18 protein-coding genes, 1 tRNA gene and 2 pseudogenes are annotated in these 16,233 nt (G+C 26.2%); 20 read left to right on the forward strand and 1 reads right to left on the reverse strand.

The features are described from left to right. Positions 1-50: 50 nt before the first annotated feature. The 3 genes and pseudogenes from JG676_RS06920 to JG676_RS06930 all read left to right on the forward strand — a co-directional run bounded on the left by JG676_RS06920 (position 51) and on the right by JG676_RS06930 (position 1,980). Positions 51-127 (forward strand) — tRNA-Asp (locus JG676_RS06920). Between the two features lie 330 nt (positions 128-457). Continuing rightward, the gene (locus JG676_RS06925; RefSeq protein ID WP_200217757.1) at positions 458-1,369 is read left to right on the forward strand and encodes a hypothetical protein; all 912 of its coding nucleotides are present in this window, start codon (positions 458-460) and stop codon (positions 1,367-1,369) included. Positions 1,370-1,395: 26 nt separating this feature from the next. Continuing rightward, positions 1,396-1,980 (forward strand): annotated as a pseudogene (locus JG676_RS06930) (DUF2972 domain-containing protein). 19 nt (positions 1,981-1,999) lie between these two features. Here JG676_RS06930 and glnA read toward each other — a convergent pair. Continuing rightward, on the reverse strand, positions 2,000-3,430 hold the full coding sequence (gene glnA / locus JG676_RS06940) for a type I glutamate--ammonia ligase (protein ID WP_200217758.1): 1,431 nt from the start codon (positions 3,428-3,430) through the stop codon (positions 2,000-2,002). Positions 3,431-3,647: 217 nt separating this feature from the next. On the opposite strand from glnA, the gene JG676_RS06945 reads away from it, so the two are divergent. The 17 genes and pseudogenes from JG676_RS06945 to JG676_RS09000 form a co-directional block, all read left to right on the forward strand. Then, complete coding sequence (locus JG676_RS06945) at positions 3,648-4,310, forward strand: chemotaxis protein (protein WP_200217759.1); 663 nt, start codon at positions 3,648-3,650, stop codon at positions 4,308-4,310. Further along, entirely contained in the window at positions 4,307-5,563 is a 1,257-nt protein-coding gene (locus JG676_RS06950; protein WP_200217760.1) for a peptidase U32 family protein, read from the forward strand. The genes JG676_RS06945 and JG676_RS06950 overlap by 4 nt, the downstream gene beginning before the upstream one ends. Continuing rightward, positions 5,560-6,057 carry a 5-(carboxyamino)imidazole ribonucleotide mutase gene (gene purE / locus JG676_RS06955; RefSeq protein ID WP_200170378.1) on the forward strand — a complete coding sequence of 166 codons (498 nt, stop codon included), beginning with the start codon at positions 5,560-5,562 and terminating at the stop codon, positions 6,055-6,057. The genes JG676_RS06950 and purE overlap by 4 nt, the downstream gene beginning before the upstream one ends. A gap of 11 nt (positions 6,058-6,068) precedes the next feature. Next, a complete protein-coding gene (locus JG676_RS06960; protein ID WP_200170379.1) occupies positions 6,069-6,608 on the forward strand; it encodes a DUF3972 domain-containing protein in 540 nt (179 codons plus the stop codon). A 1-nt stretch (position 6,609) separates the two neighbouring features. Then, a complete protein-coding gene (gene glyQ / locus JG676_RS06965; RefSeq protein ID WP_200217761.1) occupies positions 6,610-7,473 on the forward strand; it encodes a glycine--tRNA ligase subunit alpha in 864 nt (287 codons plus the stop codon). Next, positions 7,460-8,185: a Nif3-like dinuclear metal center hexameric protein gene (locus JG676_RS06970; protein ID WP_200170381.1), complete on the forward strand. Its 726-nt coding sequence runs from the start codon at positions 7,460-7,462 to the stop codon at positions 8,183-8,185. Before glyQ ends, JG676_RS06970 begins: the two co-directional genes overlap by 14 nt. Before the next feature lie 9 nt (positions 8,186-8,194). After that, the gene (locus JG676_RS06975) at positions 8,195-8,908 is read left to right on the forward strand and encodes a zinc ribbon domain-containing protein (protein ID WP_200217762.1); all 714 of its coding nucleotides are present in this window, start codon (positions 8,195-8,197) and stop codon (positions 8,906-8,908) included. After that, positions 8,905-10,071 carry a lipid IV(A) 3-deoxy-D-manno-octulosonic acid transferase gene (gene waaA / locus JG676_RS06980; RefSeq protein ID WP_200217763.1) on the forward strand — a complete coding sequence of 389 codons (1,167 nt, stop codon included), beginning with the start codon at positions 8,905-8,907 and terminating at the stop codon, positions 10,069-10,071. The genes JG676_RS06975 and waaA overlap by 4 nt, the downstream gene beginning before the upstream one ends. Further along, positions 10,052-10,804, forward strand: a complete 753-nt coding sequence (locus tag JG676_RS06985) for an RNA pseudouridine synthase (protein ID WP_200217764.1) — start codon at positions 10,052-10,054, stop codon at positions 10,802-10,804. Before waaA ends, JG676_RS06985 begins: the two co-directional genes overlap by 20 nt. Before the next feature lie 74 nt (positions 10,805-10,878). Then, entirely contained in the window at positions 10,879-12,216 is a 1,338-nt protein-coding gene (gene ffh / locus JG676_RS06990) for a signal recognition particle protein (RefSeq protein WP_200217765.1), read from the forward strand. Between the two features lie 64 nt (positions 12,217-12,280). Next, a complete protein-coding gene (rpsP, locus tag JG676_RS06995) occupies positions 12,281-12,508 on the forward strand; it encodes a 30S ribosomal protein S16 (protein ID WP_200217766.1) in 228 nt (75 codons plus the stop codon). 1 nt (position 12,509) lies between these two features. Continuing rightward, entirely contained in the window at positions 12,510-12,752 is a 243-nt protein-coding gene (locus JG676_RS07000) for a KH domain-containing protein (protein ID WP_200217767.1), read from the forward strand. Next, positions 12,745-13,281 carry a ribosome maturation factor RimM gene (gene rimM / locus JG676_RS07005; RefSeq protein WP_200217768.1) on the forward strand — a complete coding sequence of 179 codons (537 nt, stop codon included), beginning with the start codon at positions 12,745-12,747 and terminating at the stop codon, positions 13,279-13,281. The genes JG676_RS07000 and rimM overlap by 8 nt, the downstream gene beginning before the upstream one ends. Further along, entirely contained in the window at positions 13,278-13,982 is a 705-nt protein-coding gene (trmD, locus tag JG676_RS07010; RefSeq protein ID WP_200170389.1) for a tRNA (guanosine(37)-N1)-methyltransferase TrmD, read from the forward strand. The genes rimM and trmD overlap by 4 nt, the downstream gene beginning before the upstream one ends. Before the next feature lie 9 nt (positions 13,983-13,991). Then, positions 13,992-14,348 (forward strand): 50S ribosomal protein L19, encoded by a 357-nt coding sequence (rplS, locus tag JG676_RS07015; RefSeq protein WP_200170390.1) that lies wholly within the window; start codon positions 13,992-13,994, stop codon positions 14,346-14,348. 440 nt (positions 14,349-14,788) lie between these two features. Then, entirely contained in the window at positions 14,789-16,093 is a 1,305-nt protein-coding gene (locus JG676_RS07020; protein ID WP_200217771.1) for a 3-deoxy-7-phosphoheptulonate synthase class II, read from the forward strand. After that, positions 16,093-16,233, forward strand: a pseudogene (locus JG676_RS09000) (ArsC family transcriptional regulator); the annotation flags it as partial. The gene JG676_RS07020 and the pseudogene JG676_RS09000, both read left to right, overlap by 1 nt.

Genomic DNA, 16,233 nt, shown 5'->3' on the forward strand with positions numbered 1-16,233 from the left:
GGTGGATGTCATAAGTTCGAGTCTTATAGTGACCACCACTTCATTCTTTTGCGGCGGTAGTTCAGCTGGTTAGAATATCGGCCTGTCACGCCGGAGGTCGCGGGTTCGAGCCCCGTCCGCCGCGCCAGAGTTTGGTTTAATCTTTAATATAATATTTTTTAATTATAAATTTAGAAAATAATTTAAGGATTAGTTTTTTAAAAATGAAATTGCTATTGTTTGAAATTTAAATTTTCATACTCTCTGATCTTTCTCATTTAAGTAAAATTTAATGGGGGCGGGGATTGAGTATTTAAAGCTTATAAAAGAGCTCTTTATACTTTAAAAAAACTCATCAAAAAGAAAAAAACTTTATAAACAAATCATACAAATTTTTCCACAATTAACTTATATACCTTTAAAAGATTGTAAAGACTATAAAGAAGCTTTAAAGCTTAAACTACATCTTTGTTATTTTTTGGGAGAAATTTTAATTAAAACTCACAAGAATTGGTATAAAGGATCTTATCTTTTCTTACTTAAAGAATTTAAACAAGCTAAAAATAATTATACAAGTATTAAAGAACTTTTGGATACTTTAAATTTATATACCACTTCTTTAAACCCTAATGTTTATGAAAACATATTAAATCATATTGATTTTTTTACAAATAAAAGTTATCAAGAAAAGCTTCATAAATTAATTAATCTTCATAAAGATTATGAAAGTTTAATAAGTGTTATATTAAATAATCTTAGCTTTGTTATAAAACACTTTGAAATTATAAACGAATGGCTTAGTTCAAATGATTTTAAAATAAGATATAAAGATGAAAATCATCCTTATCCTTCTTTACTTGATCCAAATAAATTAAAAGATATAAATGAAGAATTAAATTATCATACTATTGATGCTAATTTTGCTTGGGAATTAAACTTACCTTTGCCTGATAATTATGAGTTTGTGTGGTTTTTTAATTCTTGTAGTGGTTCTATTACAACATTAACTTTTTTTAATATTTTAATTAGAAAATTTGATAATTTAGTATGGTTAGATCAAAAGAGTCATTATAATTTTTTGATGAAATTAAAAACAGCATCCATTCATCAGCGTCATTATAGACTTTTATATTTGCTTCCTTGTAATATTAATTTAATTTATATAGCAAGAGATCCAATAAGTATAATTAAACATGCTTTAAATCATATAGGATATGATCCAAGTAGAATTTATTATGGTATGAAAGAAATTAATTTATCAACTCATATTAATTCTTCTTTGTTTCATAAACCTTATTATATTCATGCTAAAGATCCTTATAAAATAGAAGTTTCAGATGTAGATAAAATTATATTAAATTTAATACCCATAAAAGACTTAAAATCTTAAAAAATAAAATTAAAGATATAGAATGTATAGAATTTTCAGAATTTAACACTAAAAATGCTTTTAATACTTTTACAAGATTAGCTCATAAATATAATTTTACTCCACCTAAAGATCCTTTAGTTTTTGAAGGAAGAGCAAATAGAAACCAAGGAGATTTACTTGTTTTACCTGTAAATTTGCATATTAATAAAAATTGTAAAATTATTATTACAACAAATCAACTTCATCATAATAAGCAAGGTTTTATAAACATAAACAAAGACATATTTGAAAATAGAGTTTTAATGTTTGATAATCTTATATTGCTTATTAAAGAACAGGAATATGTAATCTTAGAAAATGATCAAGTATTGTTTCAAAAATGTAAGGATTATATTAATAATTATATTGATGCATTAGAACAGCATGAAATAGATATTAAAAATAATCTTATTAATGAAGAGCAAATTTTTAGAGTATTTAAGAGAACAGAAAGATTTAAGGAATAGATTAAAAATTTAATAGATGATGATTTAACTTATGTTAGAGAAAATCATCCAGAGTATATAGAAAAATGGAAATATTATAAAGAATTTGAAAAGATATGCGAGGAGTTGGATAACAAAGCATAAATTTATGCTTTGTTATTATTTAACAAGAATAGCAAGTTTTAAATTCATAAGCTGTTGGTCGTGCTTCTACTGGCCAAACTTGAGTTTTAAATTTTAAATGCTGATAAGCTTGTATAAAACTATCACTCATAATAGGTTTTAAATATGTATTGTTTCTAATCAATGCTTCAAGGCTTCCTCTTAAGGTATGAGGTAATTGTTCTATCCCTTTTTCACGAATTTCATCTAATGTGAGTTTGAAAAGATTTTCATCCATAGGTCCAACAGGTATTATTTTATTTTTAATGCCATCAAGTCCGGCCATAAGTAAGCTTACAAATGCTAAATAAGGATTGGCCGTATTATCTGGAAATCTTATTTCTACTCTTGCATTTTTTTTATTAATACCATAAGGCACACGACAACTTGCACTTCTATTCTGACAAGAATAAGTTAATATACAAGGTGCTTCAAAGCCAGGAACTATTCTTTTATAAGAATTAGAACTTGCATTAGTAAAGGCTGCAACACTTCTTGCATTTTTGAGAATTCCTCCTATATAATGAATAGCTGTTTGGCTTAATTTTCCGTATCCTTTTTCATCATAAAATAAATTAACTCCATTTTTCCATAAACTCATATGCACGTGCATTCCGCTACCATTATCACCATAAAGAGGTTTTGGCATAAAAGTTGCAGTTTTTCCATTTAAATGAGTTATCATTTTTACCACATATTTATAAATTTGAACATTATCTGCTGCTTCTACTAAAGTACCATAATGAACCCCGATTTCTGCTTGTCCTTGTGCTACTTCATGATGATGAACAAAAGTTTTAATACCTATTTTTTCTAAAGTTTGAGTTATTTCAGAACGTATATCAACAAGTGAATCTATAGGAGCAACAGGGAAATATCCCCCTTTATTTCTTGGTCTATGTCCAGTATTATAATTATCTATAAATTCTTTATTATCATTCCATTCGCCTTCTTCGGTATCTACTTCATATTTAGAGCAATTAGGGGTATCTATAATTTTTACATTATCAAAAATAAAAAATTCATTTTCAGGGCCGAAATAAGCTGTATCTGCTATATCATTATTTTTTAAATCATTCATAGCTTTTTTTGCTATGCTTCTAGGACATTTTTCATACATTTGCTCTTTATAAATATCATAGACATCACAAAAAACTATAATCGTTTGATCAGTACTAAAAGGATCCAAAAATGCACTTTGTGCATCAGGCATAAGTATCATATCAGATTTTTCTATAGGTTGCCAACCAAGAATTGAACTTCCATCAAATGGAATTCCTTGTTTAAATATTTCTTTATTTATAGAGTTAAAATTATAAGTAATATGATGCCAAGTTCCTATAAGATCGCTAAATCTAAAATCAACAAATATTACTTCATTATCTTTGCAAAAATCAAAAAATTCTTCAATATTATTTACAAATTTACCCATTATTATTGCCTTTTTATCTTATTTTTATCTTACTTTAATAGAAAGATTGTATCATAATTTCTTTAAATATAAACTATATTAATTTTCTGTAAGATTTTATGGAATAAAATACTGATTTTATTAAAATGTATTTTTTAAAGCTATGAAGTTTTTTTTAAATATTTTTAGCTAATATTTCGTTAATTGTTTTTTATTTTTTTAGGTTTAAAGGATAGTAATGACCCAAGAAGAACTTGATGCTTTAATGGAAAGCACAACTGAATTTGAAGATAATGCTGAAGAAGAACATAATAATGAAGAAATTCAAGAAAATATTGGATATAAACCAGACCCTAAAGAAGGTTGGCCATTACCACCTCCAAATAAAGAACATAAAGTTGTCCATCAATTGGATGATGTAACAAGAGATAGCGAAGAAAGAGCTACAGAAATTATGGAAAAATTAGAAATTATTAATAATTTTTTTATAGATTCTGAAGGTCTATGTGATGAATTAAAAAAAAATTTAAATAAAAATATCGATATTTTTTCTAAATTAAATGCTAAATTTCCAAATGTTGAAAGTTTCTCACAAGCTTTAAATTCTAATCAAAATGCTATAGATAAAATTAGCAATATTGTTGAGAATTTACAAAGTGGTCAAGATGAAGTGATGATGATAATGGATGTTATGCAATATCAAGATATTCATCGTCAAAAAATTGAGCGTGTTATTAATGTTATGAGATCTCTTAGTCGTTATATGAATTCATTATTTGAAGGAAAAATTGATGATCAAAAACGTGTAAGTTCTGCTGTACATATACAAGGAGATAGTACCACTGATGTTGTTAGTAACGATGATATAGAAGCATTAATAGCGACCTTAGGAAAAAAATGATTATACCTGAAATTGTTGCACCAGCGGGCAATTTCACCAAATTAAAAATAGCTTTAGCTTATGGTGCTGATGCAATTTATGCAGGGGTTAATCATTTTTCTCTTCGCTCAAGAACGGCTAAGGATTTTAATTACGAAACCTTTAAACAAGCTATTGATTATACACATTCTAAAGGTAAAAAAATTTATGTTACTTTAAATGGCTTTCATCTTAATTCTCAAATTGAGGGTTTAAAAAAACATATATTAAAGCTAAAAGAAATGAACCCTGATGCTTTTATCATAGCATCACTTGGTGCTTTAAATTTGGCAAAAGAACTTGCTCCCGAAATACCTTTACACATTTCTACTCAAGCTAATGTATTAAATTATCTTGATGCTAGAGTTTATAAAAATATGGGTGCAAAACGTATTGTGATTGCAAGAGAGCTTTCTTTAAAAGATGCTAAAACTATTCAAGAAAATTGTGATATAGAATTAGAAGCATTTGTACATGGCTCTATGTGTTTTGCTTATTCTGGTCGTTGTTTAATCAGTTCTGTTCAAAGTGGAAGAATGAGCAATCGTGGAACTTGTGCTAATGATTGTAGGTTTAATTATGAACTTTATGCAAAAAATTCAGATAATGGAACTTTATTTCGTTTAGAAGAAGATCAAAATGGAACTTATATTTTTAATTCTAAAGATTTGAATTTAGGTGCTTATATTCAAAAGATAATGCAGGAAAATTGTATCCAAGCTTTTAAGATAGAAGGACGCACTAAAAGTGAGTATTACGTAGCTCTTACAACAAGAACTTATAAAATGGCAATACAAGATGTTTTAAATGGTTACTTTGAAGCTAAAAAATATGAAAATGAGTTAAATACCTTAAAAAATCGTGGATTTACAGATGGCTATTTAGTTTCACGTCCTTTTGAAAAACAAGATACGCAAAATCATAATTCAAGTATTGAAGAAGGGACCCATCAAGTATGTGCTTTTACAGAAGATGGAGACTTTTTTAAATGCAAAGGCAAAATTTCGTTACAGACGCCTTATGAAATTTTAAGTCCATTAGGAGCAAAGATTCAAGAATGCGATAATGAATTAGGAGTAATTTATAAAAAAGATGATAAATATTTTATAGAATTTAAAAAAATGATAGCAAAAAATAATAAAGAATTTGAAACAATTCATAGCGGAAATGAAAATGAGATAAAATTACCAATTTCTATTCCAGAATTTAGTTTTTTACGCAAGGAGCTTGCATGAGTTTTATTGCAATTTTGATGGGAAGTAAAAGTGATTATGAATTTGTCAAAGAAGCAGAAAAAATTTTAAAAAAATTTAATGTTCCTTATGAGCTAATTATCACATCAGCTCATAGAAGTCCCAAAAGAACAAAATTATATATAGAAGATGCTGAGAAGAGGGGAGCAAAAGTTTTTATTGCAGCAGCGGGTATGGCAGCTCATTTGGCAGGAGCTTGTGCAGCTTATACTATTAAACCTGTATTGGCTATACCTATACCGAATTCAAATTTGGCTAGCATGGACGCTTTATTTTCTTGTGTTCAAATGCCTAGTGGAATTCCTGTTGGAACTTTAGCTATAGGTAAAGCAGGGGCTGTTAATGCGGCTTATTTAGCTATACAAATTTTAGCTATTGATGATATTAATTTAAATAAAGCTTTATTAGAAGATAGGCAAAAACAATATGAAAAAATTATCAATGATTCAAAAGAAATTGAAGTTTTATTACAATAAAGGAACAAAAAATGCAAACCTATCTAGAATTGAGCGAATTTTGTAAATTAGTTCATTTAAGCGAAGATGTTGTTAAAGGTATGATGGCAAATGGTTCTTTAAATTTCAAAGAAGAAGATGATAAAATTTATATAGAAGCAAATCAAGGAACTTTTAGCGTAGTTCCAAGCACTACATCAAAAAATTCTATGGTTAATTCTATAACTTTAGCAGGAGAAAGTTTTGTTGAAAAAACAATAGGAACCATTTTAAATTTGCATGAAAAAGTTTTAGATGCTAAAGATGAAACATTAGAAGCTTTAAAAAATGAAAATAAATTTTTAAAAGACGCTCTTTATTCTATGCAAGAATTATATGATGCAGATAGAAAAACTATAGAAACTTTAAATACAGAATTAAAACATACACGCGAAGAAGTGGAATTTCTAAAACGCAAGTATAAATTAATGTGGAGTAAAACGACTGAAATTTTTGGAGCAAAAACTGAGCCTGATTTAGAAATGAATAAAGACAAAAATGAAAAATTGAATAAAATACAACAAGAGAGCTAAAATGACTTTTTCACAAATTATATTAAATTTACAAAATTATTGGCAAAATCAAGGGTGTGCTATTATGCAACCTTATGATATGCCAGCAGGTGCTGGAACTTTTCATCCGGCAACTTTTTTGAGAAGTTTAGGTAAAAAACCTTGGTCTGTAGCATATGTTGCACCAAGTCGTCGTCCAACAGATGGACGCTATGGAGAAAATCCTAATCGCTTAGGAGCCTATTATCAATTTCAAGTTTTAATAAAACCTAGTCCTGATAACATACAAGAATTATATTTAAAAAGTTTAGAAAGCTTAGGATTTGATTTAAAAAATCATGATATACGTTTTGTTGAGGATAATTGGGAAAGTCCAAGTTTAGGTGCTTGGGGTCTAGGTTGGGAAGTGTGGCTTGATGGTATGGAAGTAACTCAATTTACTTATTTTCAACAAGTTGGTGGAATAGCTGTAGATTTAGTAAGCGCAGAAATCACTTATGGCTTGGAAAGAATTGCAATGTATATTCAAAACGTTGAAAATGTTTATGATATTATTTGGAGTGAATCTAATAATAAAATTATTAAATATGCAGATGTCCATAAACAAAGCGAATATGAATTTAGTAAATATAATTTTGAGCTAAGTGATGTTCATTTTTTAAATATGCAATTTGAAAATGCATGTAAAGAATGTAAAAATATTTTAGAACAAGATTTAGCTTTGCCTGCTTATGATTATTGTATGTTAGCAGCACATACTTTCAATCTTTTAGATGCTAGGGGGGCAATTTCAGTAACTCAAAGACAAGATTATATGTTAAAAATTAGAGAGCTTGCTAAAAATTGTGCTCAAATTTATAAGAAAAATTTAAATGAAACTGAGTGAAATTTATTCTTTCTTAGATAAGCTAAGTCCTTTTGAAAAACAAGCACATTGGGATAATAGTGGTATTTTACTTGGAGATTTAGATGATGAAATAAATACAATTTATTTAAGTCTTGATATAGATGCAAATTTACTTAAAGAAGCTGATGAAAATTCTTTATTTATTGTTCATCATCCCTTAATCTTTAAACCTTTAAAAGAATTATCAACAAGAAAATATCCTAGAGCTTTTATTAAAGAAATGATTAAAAAGAATATATCTTTAATTGCTTTACATACAAATTATGATCTAAGTCACTTAAATTCTTATTTTACAAGAGAAATTTTAGGTTTTAAAGATTTTAAACAAGAAGAATATTTAATTTATGTTGATATAAATACAGATTTTAAAAATTTATGTAACCATATTAAAAAAAAATTGAATTTAGATTTGCTTAGAGTAAGTTTTTGTGGAAAAGAAAAAATTAAAAGACTAGCTATTTGCACGGGTAGCGGAGGAGATTTGATTCCTTTTGTAAATGCTGATTGTTTTATAAGTGGAGACTTTAAATATCATCAAGCTTTAGAGGCTTTAAGTAATGATTTAAGCCTTATTGATATAGGACATTTTGAAAGTGAGTGTTGTTTTGCTCAAGCTTTAGCAAAAGATTTGCAAAATTTGTCTTTAAAGGTTATAATAAAAGTTTCAAAAAATCCATTCCAAATTTTTTAAGGAAAATTAATGAATAAATATCTTGAACAACTTGTATCTTTATCAAAAATTGACCAAGAAATTGATAACTTTGAGCCTAAAATTGAAAGTATCAATAAAAATTTAAAAGAAATAGAAAATAAGATTGATAAAATAAATATACAATTAAATAACTATGATGATGAGATTAAAGATATTCAGAATCAAAAAATTCAAAATAATACTCATATTCTAGAATTTTCTGAGAAAATTAAAGAGTTTTCAAAAAAAAGTGCTATGGTTAAAACCGAAAAAGAAGCAAATGCATTAAAAATAGAAGAAGATATAGCTAAAGAGCAACTTGATGCAGCTAACGATGAGATAATTCGTTTAGATAAAATTTTAGAAAATAAAGAAAGTTATAAAAAAGAATTATTTGTAGAAAAAGAAGATTTAGAGAAACAATTAGAACAAATTAAAATAGACGTTCAAGAACAAATGAAAGTTTTAGAAAAAGATAGAATGAATGTCTATGATAAAAAAACAAAATTAGTTAAAGAAATGAATCAAAAAGTTTTAGGTTTTTATGAAAAAATTCGCAAATGGGCTAAAAATACAGCTGTAGTTCCTGTTAAAAAACAGGCTTGTTATGGTTGTTTTATGAGAATTTATGATAAGACTTATCTTTCAATTATAAAAGGAGAGGAAATTATAACTTGTCCTCATTGCGGTAGAATTCTCTATAAAGAATCTCAAGAAAATTGATCGTTTTTTATTATTTATTAATATGGATAGCTTATATTTTATTAGCTATTCCTTTATTTTTTCTTTCTTTTTTAAAAGCGAAATATAAATATAGTTTAAAAGCAAGATTTTTTTTATATAAAAATCTAATTCAAGAAAAAAAAGATGTTCATTTTCATGCTTGTTCTTTAGGCGAAGTAAAAAGTATTAAGGATTTGACATTGCTTTTTGATTCTAGAATTACTACAATTACTCAAACTGGTTATGAAGAAGCAAAGAAATTTTGCAAATCAGTAAATTATCTTGTTTTTGAAAATTGGATCCCTTTTTGGCTTAAGCCGTGTAAAGTATTAGTAATATTTGAGGCAGAATATTGGCTAATTTTGATTTTAATATCTAAGTTAAAAGGTGCAAAAATTATTCTTATCAATGCAAGAATTTCAGATAAATCATATAAAAATTATAAAAGATTTGCATTTTTTTATAAAAAAATTTTTTCTTATATTGATGAAGTTTTTGCTCAAAGCAAGGAAGATAAAAAAAAACTTATTGATTTAGGGGCTAGAAATGTAAAAATTACAGGAAATATTAAAATTAATTCAAAAATACAAGTAAATAAAAATTATGAAAAGTTAGATCAAAAATTAATTATTTTTGCAAATACTCATAAAGGAGAAGAGTATTTATTATTAGAGCATTTTACATTAAAAAAAGGTGAAAAACTTATTATAGCTCCACGTCATCCTGAACGTTTTGAGGAAGTTGCTAATTTACTTAGAAATAAAAAATTAGACTTTGTAAAATTTAGCTCTTTAAATCTATCATCTTCTTTAAAAGATGAATTTAAAAGTCCTATTTTATTGTTAGATAGCATAGGAGAACTTGTTAATTTTTATGCTATTTCTGATATTGTTGTGCTTGGAGGTTCTTTTATAAAGGGTATAGGTGGTCACAATCCTATAGAAGCAGCTTTTTTTGATAATATTTTAATTTCAGGAATTTATTTTTACAATCAAAAAAAATTATACGAAGCTGTTGAAAATATTTATTTGTGTAATGATATAAATGAATTAGATGATAAAATTCGCAAACTTCAAAAAAAGACCAAGATAATCCACAAAAATAATTTAAATCTTATTATAGAAAGTATTAAAAAGGGTATTAATGCAAGAAAAAGCCTATAAATTATTAGCATTACAAGAAGGAATTTCAAATCATCAAGCTAAAGATTTAATTGATCAAGGTTGTGTTTTTTTTCAAGGAAAAAAACTTGTTTTAGCAAGAACTTTGCTGCATAATAAGGCTAAATTTATCATTAAAAAAATACAAAATCCTTATGTTATTTTTGAAGATAATAATATTTTAGCTATTTATAAACCCCATTCTTTTATCAGCGAAAATTTAGAAAAATATTTTAATGCAAAACTTTTAAATCGCTTAGATAAAGAGACAAGTGGAGTAATTTTACTTTGTAAAAATGAAGAATTTAGAACTTTATGTATAAAAGAATTTAAACAACAAAAAATTTATAAAAGTTATATAGCATTACTTGATGGAATTATTGCCGAAGAAATTGAAATCAAAGAGCCTATTTTAACTTTAAAAAATAAAAAAGGTGCATATAGTAAAGTATCAAAACAAGGATTAGAAGCTCATACAAAAATCACTCCGCTTATGATACAAGGAAAAAAAACTTTAGCACATATTGTTATCTTAACAGGTAGAACACATCAAATAAGGGTACATACTCATTTTATAAAACATGGAATTATAGGAGATGAAAAATATGCTAAGATTCCAAGTAATAGAATGTATCTTCAAAGTTATGAAATAAAAATATTAGATTATGTTTTTAAATCAAAAATTGATCAAGATTTTAATCAGTTTGGTTTTGATTTAAAAAATTTAGTTTTTTAAAGGTATTTAAGGAAAAATTCTTTATAATACAAATTTTAATTTCTTAGAATATAAAATTTCTTGAAAGGTATTAAGTGTTTGAATTAATTAGCGATTCTTTTAAATCAGCTATTAATAAAATTCGTTTTATTGATGATGAAAAGGCTCTTAAAAATGCTTTAGAGACTTTGAAAAAATCACTTTTAAAAGCCGATGTACATCATAAAGTTACAAAAGAACTTTTATATTTGGTAGAAGAAGATGTTAAGAAAAATGGAATAGGTCAAAAGCAGTTTTTAGATGCTATAAAAACTAATTTAGAAAATATTTTAAATATTCCAAATAAAACTCAGGGTTTTGTTTTTAGTTCTAAACCTCCTACAATTGTCCTAATGACTGGTTTGCAAGGTGGTGGTAAAACTACTAGTACAGTTAAATTAGCTCATTATCTTAAACTTAGAAATAAAAAAGTTTTAGTAGCAGCTTGTGACTTACAAAGATTAGCTGCTGTAGAACAATTACGCCAACTTTGTCAAGCTAATGAAATTGATTTATTTTATATTGAAAATGAAAAAAATCCTTTAAATGTTGCTAAAAGTGCTTTAAGCAAAGCTAAAGAATTAATGGTTGATGTTTTATTAGTTGATACAGCTGGACGTTTAGCTATTGATGAAGCTTTAATGAATGAACTTAAAGAAATGAAAAACATTTTGAATCCTGATGAAATTTTTTATATAGCGGATGCTATGAGTGGTCAAGATGGTGTAAAAACAGCAACAAGTTTTAATGAAGTTTTAGGACTTAGTGGTGTTATACTTTCCAAATTTGATGCTGATACAAAAGGTGGTATTGCTTTAAGTATCGCAAGACAAGTTGGAATTCCTTTAAGATTTATAGGTGTTGGAGAAAAAGTAGCTGATTTAGAAATCTTTATTCCAGATAGGATAGTTAGTCGTATTATGGGTGAAGGAGATTTAGCTACTTTGGCTGAAAAAACAGCTGCTATTATCGATGAAAAAGAAGCTAAAAAACTAGGACAAAAGATTAAAAAAGGTGAATTTAATTTCAATGATTTTTTAGAGCAAATGGAGAGTGTTAAAAAACTAGGCAGTATTAAATCCATTATTGGAATGATACCTGGTCTTTCTAATTTAGGTTCTCAAATAAAAGATCTTGATTTGGATAATTCTAAAGAGATTGTTCATATTAAAGCTATGATTTCTTCGATGACCCCAAAAGAAAGAGAAAATCCTTCTTTATTAAATAATGCAAGAAAACGTCGTATAGCAGAAGGTTCAGGTTTATCTCAAATTCAAGTAAATAGATTTTTAAAACAATTTTCCAATGCTGCAAAATTAGCTAAAAAATTTTCTGGAAAAAAAGGTATGGATAGCTTAATGCAAATGATGTCACAATCAAGAAAGCAATTTTGAAGATTTATTTAAAGATATTAAAAAATATTTTTAAATAAATCTTTAGAAATTTTAAGGAGAAATAATGACAGTTATTAGACTTACAAGAATGGGAAGAGTTAAAAGACCTTTTTATCGTATAGTAGTTACTGATAGTAGAAAACGTCGTGATGGTGGTTGGATAGAAAGTATAGGGTATTATAATCCTATGGTAAATCCTGAAGTTATTAAATTTGATAAAGAACGTTTAGAGTATTGGAAAAGCGTAGGTGCAAAATTAAGCGATAAGGTTGCTTCTATTACAAGTAAATAAAATGGTAGAAGATTTTTTAAGAGAATATGCAAAATTAATTGTAGAATTCCCAGATAAAATTCAAGTTCAAAAAGTAGATTTGGAAGATAACATCGTAGAACTTGTCGTTTTTGCGGATAAAATTGATACAGGGAAATTGATTGGAAGAAATGGCAAAATGATTAATGCTATCAAAACAGTTGTTTCCGCCTATAAAGTAAAAGATTTAACATCTTATCGTGTAACGGTTAAATCAATTGAATGAAAAAACATTAATTCAAGTTGCAAAACTTGGTAGAACTGTTGGTTTAAAAGGTTATATAAAACTTTATAATCTGAGTGATTTTTCTACTCAGTTTAAAAAAGATAACTCTTTTTATATTAATAAAAAAGAAATTATAATAATTAAAGATTTTAATTATTATAATTCCACTATTTTATTTGCAGACTATGAAGATCTAAATAAAGCTAAAAAATTAACAAATCTTATTTTATATCAGAGTATAGAGCAAACTAGAAAATTTTGTAAATTAGAAAAAAATGAATTTTTTTATTTTGACATTCTAGAGTCTGAGGTTTATGATGATAAACAAAAACTTGGTAATGTTTGCAATATTATTAAAGCAGGACCTTCTTATTTATTAGAAATTCGAACAGATGAAAAACTTTTAAGCAAAAATTATTCTAAAACATTTTTTATTCCTTATGTTGATAAATACATTCAAAAAGTTGATATTAATAAACATCAAATTTTCTGTTCTAATGAAGCAATTTTGATTTTAGAGAATTCATGAATTTTACTTTTGTTAGTTTATTTCCTCATTTATTGGAATTTTATTTTAAAGACTCTATACTTTTTAGAGCTTTAGAAAAAAAAATTATAAATATTGATTTTTATAATCCTAGAGATTTTGCTTTTAATGCTTATAAAAAAGTTGATGATTATAAAATAGGAGGTGGAGCTGGACTTTTAATGCAAATTGAACCTTTATTTGAAACTTTAAATTTTATTAAACAAAAGAATGAAAAATCTCATTTTATTTTTCTTTCTCCTAGTGGAAAAACTTTTAATCAAAAAGATGCTAAACGTTTAAGTAAAAAAGAACATCTTATTTTTGTTTGTGGAAGATATGAAGGCATAGATGAAAGAGTATTTGAAATTTTTGCTAATGAAATTTTTAGTATAGGAGATTTTATTTTAACAGGGGGAGAATTACCTGCTTTGATGCTTTGTGATGCAATTTCAAGAAATATTGAAGGAGTTTTAGGAAATTTAAAGAGTTTAGAAGAAGAAAGTTTTGAATTTGGTTTGCTTGAAGCTCCTGCTTTTTCAAAACCTTTTATATTTGAAAAACAATATAAAAAAAATAATGCTCCTTCAGTGTTTTTAAAGGGTAATCACGCTAAAATTTCCGATTTAAAAAATACTTTGGCGTCTTGTAAAACAAAATTTTTTCATCCAGATTTGTTTTTAGAACATGAGCGCAAAAAATAAGGAATTATTATGAAGAATAAATATATTGAACAATTTGAAGCTAAACAAATTGAAGGTAAAAATATTCCAGATTTTCGTGCTGGAGATACTTTAAAACTTGCAATTCGTATTAAAGAAGGTGATAAAACAAGAATTCAAAATTTTGAAGGTATTTGTATCGCTAGAAGAGGTAATGGTGTTGATGAAACTTTCATTATCCGTAAAATAGGTGCCAATAACGTAGGAGTTGAAAGAATTTTCCCTATTTATAGTGATAGTTTAGAAAGTATTGTTGTTTTAAGAAAAGGTCGCGTACGTCGTGCTAGACTTTTTTATTTAAGAGATAGACGCGGTAAAGCAGCTCGTATCAAAGAACTTAAAAAATAATTGAAGCTATAGTTTAACATTCTAAAAATATAAAAAATAAATTTTATTAAATTTTTTAGAATAGTTGAAATTGTTGATAATATTTATAACTTATATAAAGTATTATTACGAGAAAAGTCATAGTTTCTATTAAAATATTTTAATGATTTTTGCAAGTATGCCTAAATATTATTGAGTGTAATAAATATTAATCATACACTCATATTTTTTAGCTATTATCTTAAAAAGTTAAATACTTGCAAATGAAGTAAAAATAAATTTGCAAAATATATAATTTTTATAAAAGATTATTTTAGTCTATATAAAATTGATGTTTTTATCTTTTTTATAGAGGTTTAAAGTTTTAAAAATGCAAGATGTAATTATATTTTTAATTATTTCTTCTTCTTTTGATTGTTTGTTTTTATAAGGAAATTTTATCATTGGATACAACTAAAATAATTTGGCGCAAAGATTCTTGGAAAAGTTATCCTATAAAACAACAGCCAGTTTATCCTAATCAAAATCATTTAGAAAAGGTTTTAAATAAATTAGAAAAACTACCTCCATTAGTTTTTACCAATGAGATAAAAAATCTTCAAAATGCTTTAATAGAAGTTTCACGTAAGAAAGCTTTTTTGCTTCAAGGTGGTGATTGTGTTGAGAGTTTTGATGATTTTAATATCATAAATATTAATAATATGTTTAAAATTTTATTTCAAATGGCTATAATTTTGACTTTTTCTGGAGATTTTCCTGTGGTAAAAATTGGACGTATAGCTGGACAATTTGCTAAACCAAGAAGTTTAGAATTTGAAGAATATCAAGGAAAAATTTTACCGAGTTTTCGTGGTGATATTATTAATGATTTTAAATTTGATGAAAAAGAAAGAGTACCAAATCCTGATAGAATTCTTAAAGCATATTACCAAAGTGTTAAAACTTTAAAGATATTGAGAAATTTTTCCAAAAATAAGTTATTAAATTTAAATCAAATTTTAAATTTTATTAAAATAAATAAACTTGATAATAAATACCAAGATTTAAGTACCAAAATTTCTCAATATTTCTGTATTCAAAATGATTGCAATACAATAGCTAATACATTTTATACTTCTCACGAAGCTTTACTTTTACCTTATGAACAGGCTATGACACGTCTTGATGATTTAACCAATCAATTTTATAATTATTCAGCCCATATGCTTTGGATTGGCGAGAGAACAAGGGATATTAATGGAGCACATATTCATTTTTTAAGTGGAGTAAAAAATCCAATAGGAGTTAAAATAGGTCCAAGTGCTAAAATTGATGATTTAATAAAAATTGCTCAAATTTTAAATCCCGATAATGAAGAGGGGCGTTTAGTTTTTATTATGAGAATGGGTGCTGATAAAATAGATCAGATTTTACCAAATATTTTTAAAAGACTTTCAAAAGAGGGTTTAAATTTAATTTATAGCATTGATCCTATGCACGGAAATACCATAAAGGTTGATAATTTAAAAACACGTGAATTTGATAAAATTTCAAAAGAAATTCAATCTTTTTTTGAAATATCTTATTCCGAGGGAGTTTTTCCAGGTGGAATTCATCTTGAAATGACTGGTAAAAAAGTTACAGAATGTATTGGAGGTGTGAGCAATATTACAAAACACGATTTAAGAGAATGCTATGAAAGCAAATGCGATCCTAGATTAAATGTTGAGCAAGCAATAGAATTAGCATTTTTGATAGCAAATTTAATTAAAAAAGGCAAAAAATGATATTTTTATATGGAATCAAAAACTGCAATAGCGTTAAAAAAGCTATGGATTTTCTTACACAAAAACAACTTACTTTTGTTTTTAAAGATATTAAAAAAATAGATAATAACATTTTAAATTTATGGCTTTTAAAAAGAAAT

The sequence above is a fragment of the Campylobacter sp. 2018MI34 genome, assembly GCF_016598975.1.
Taxonomy (GTDB): Bacteria; Campylobacterota; Campylobacteria; order Campylobacterales; family Campylobacteraceae; genus Campylobacter_D.

What these genes read in the sequence shown, in the direction of transcription:
- JG676_RS06950 (WP_200217760.1), top strand. Translation starts at nt 4,307, where the DNA reads ATGATTATACCTGAAATTGTTGCACCAGCGGGCAATTTCACCAAATTA.
- purE (WP_200170378.1), top strand. Translation starts at nt 5,560, where the DNA reads ATGAGTTTTATTGCAATTTTGATGGGAAGTAAAAGTGATTATGAATTT.
- JG676_RS06985 (WP_200217764.1), top strand. Translation starts at nt 10,052, where the DNA reads ATGCAAGAAAAAGCCTATAAATTATTAGCATTACAAGAAGGAATTTCA.
- glyQ (WP_200217761.1), top strand. Translation starts at nt 6,610, where the DNA reads ATGACTTTTTCACAAATTATATTAAATTTACAAAATTATTGGCAAAAT.
- rpsP (WP_200217766.1), top strand. Translation starts at nt 12,281, where the DNA reads ATGACAGTTATTAGACTTACAAGAATGGGAAGAGTTAAAAGACCTTTT.
- JG676_RS07000 (WP_200217767.1), top strand. Translation starts at nt 12,510, where the DNA reads ATGGTAGAAGATTTTTTAAGAGAATATGCAAAATTAATTGTAGAATTC.
- JG676_RS06960 (WP_200170379.1), top strand. Translation starts at nt 6,069, where the DNA reads ATGCAAACCTATCTAGAATTGAGCGAATTTTGTAAATTAGTTCATTTA.
- JG676_RS06975 (WP_200217762.1), top strand. Translation starts at nt 8,195, where the DNA reads ATGAATAAATATCTTGAACAACTTGTATCTTTATCAAAAATTGACCAA.
- JG676_RS06970 (WP_200170381.1), top strand. Translation starts at nt 7,460, where the DNA reads ATGAAACTGAGTGAAATTTATTCTTTCTTAGATAAGCTAAGTCCTTTT.
- glnA (WP_200217758.1), bottom strand. Translation starts at nt 3,430, where the DNA reads ATGGGTAAATTTGTAAATAATATTGAAGAATTTTTTGATTTTTGCAAA.
- trmD (WP_200170389.1), top strand. Translation starts at nt 13,278, where the DNA reads ATGAATTTTACTTTTGTTAGTTTATTTCCTCATTTATTGGAATTTTAT.
- JG676_RS06945 (WP_200217759.1), top strand. Translation starts at nt 3,648, where the DNA reads ATGACCCAAGAAGAACTTGATGCTTTAATGGAAAGCACAACTGAATTT.
- rplS (WP_200170390.1), top strand. Translation starts at nt 13,992, where the DNA reads ATGAAGAATAAATATATTGAACAATTTGAAGCTAAACAAATTGAAGGT.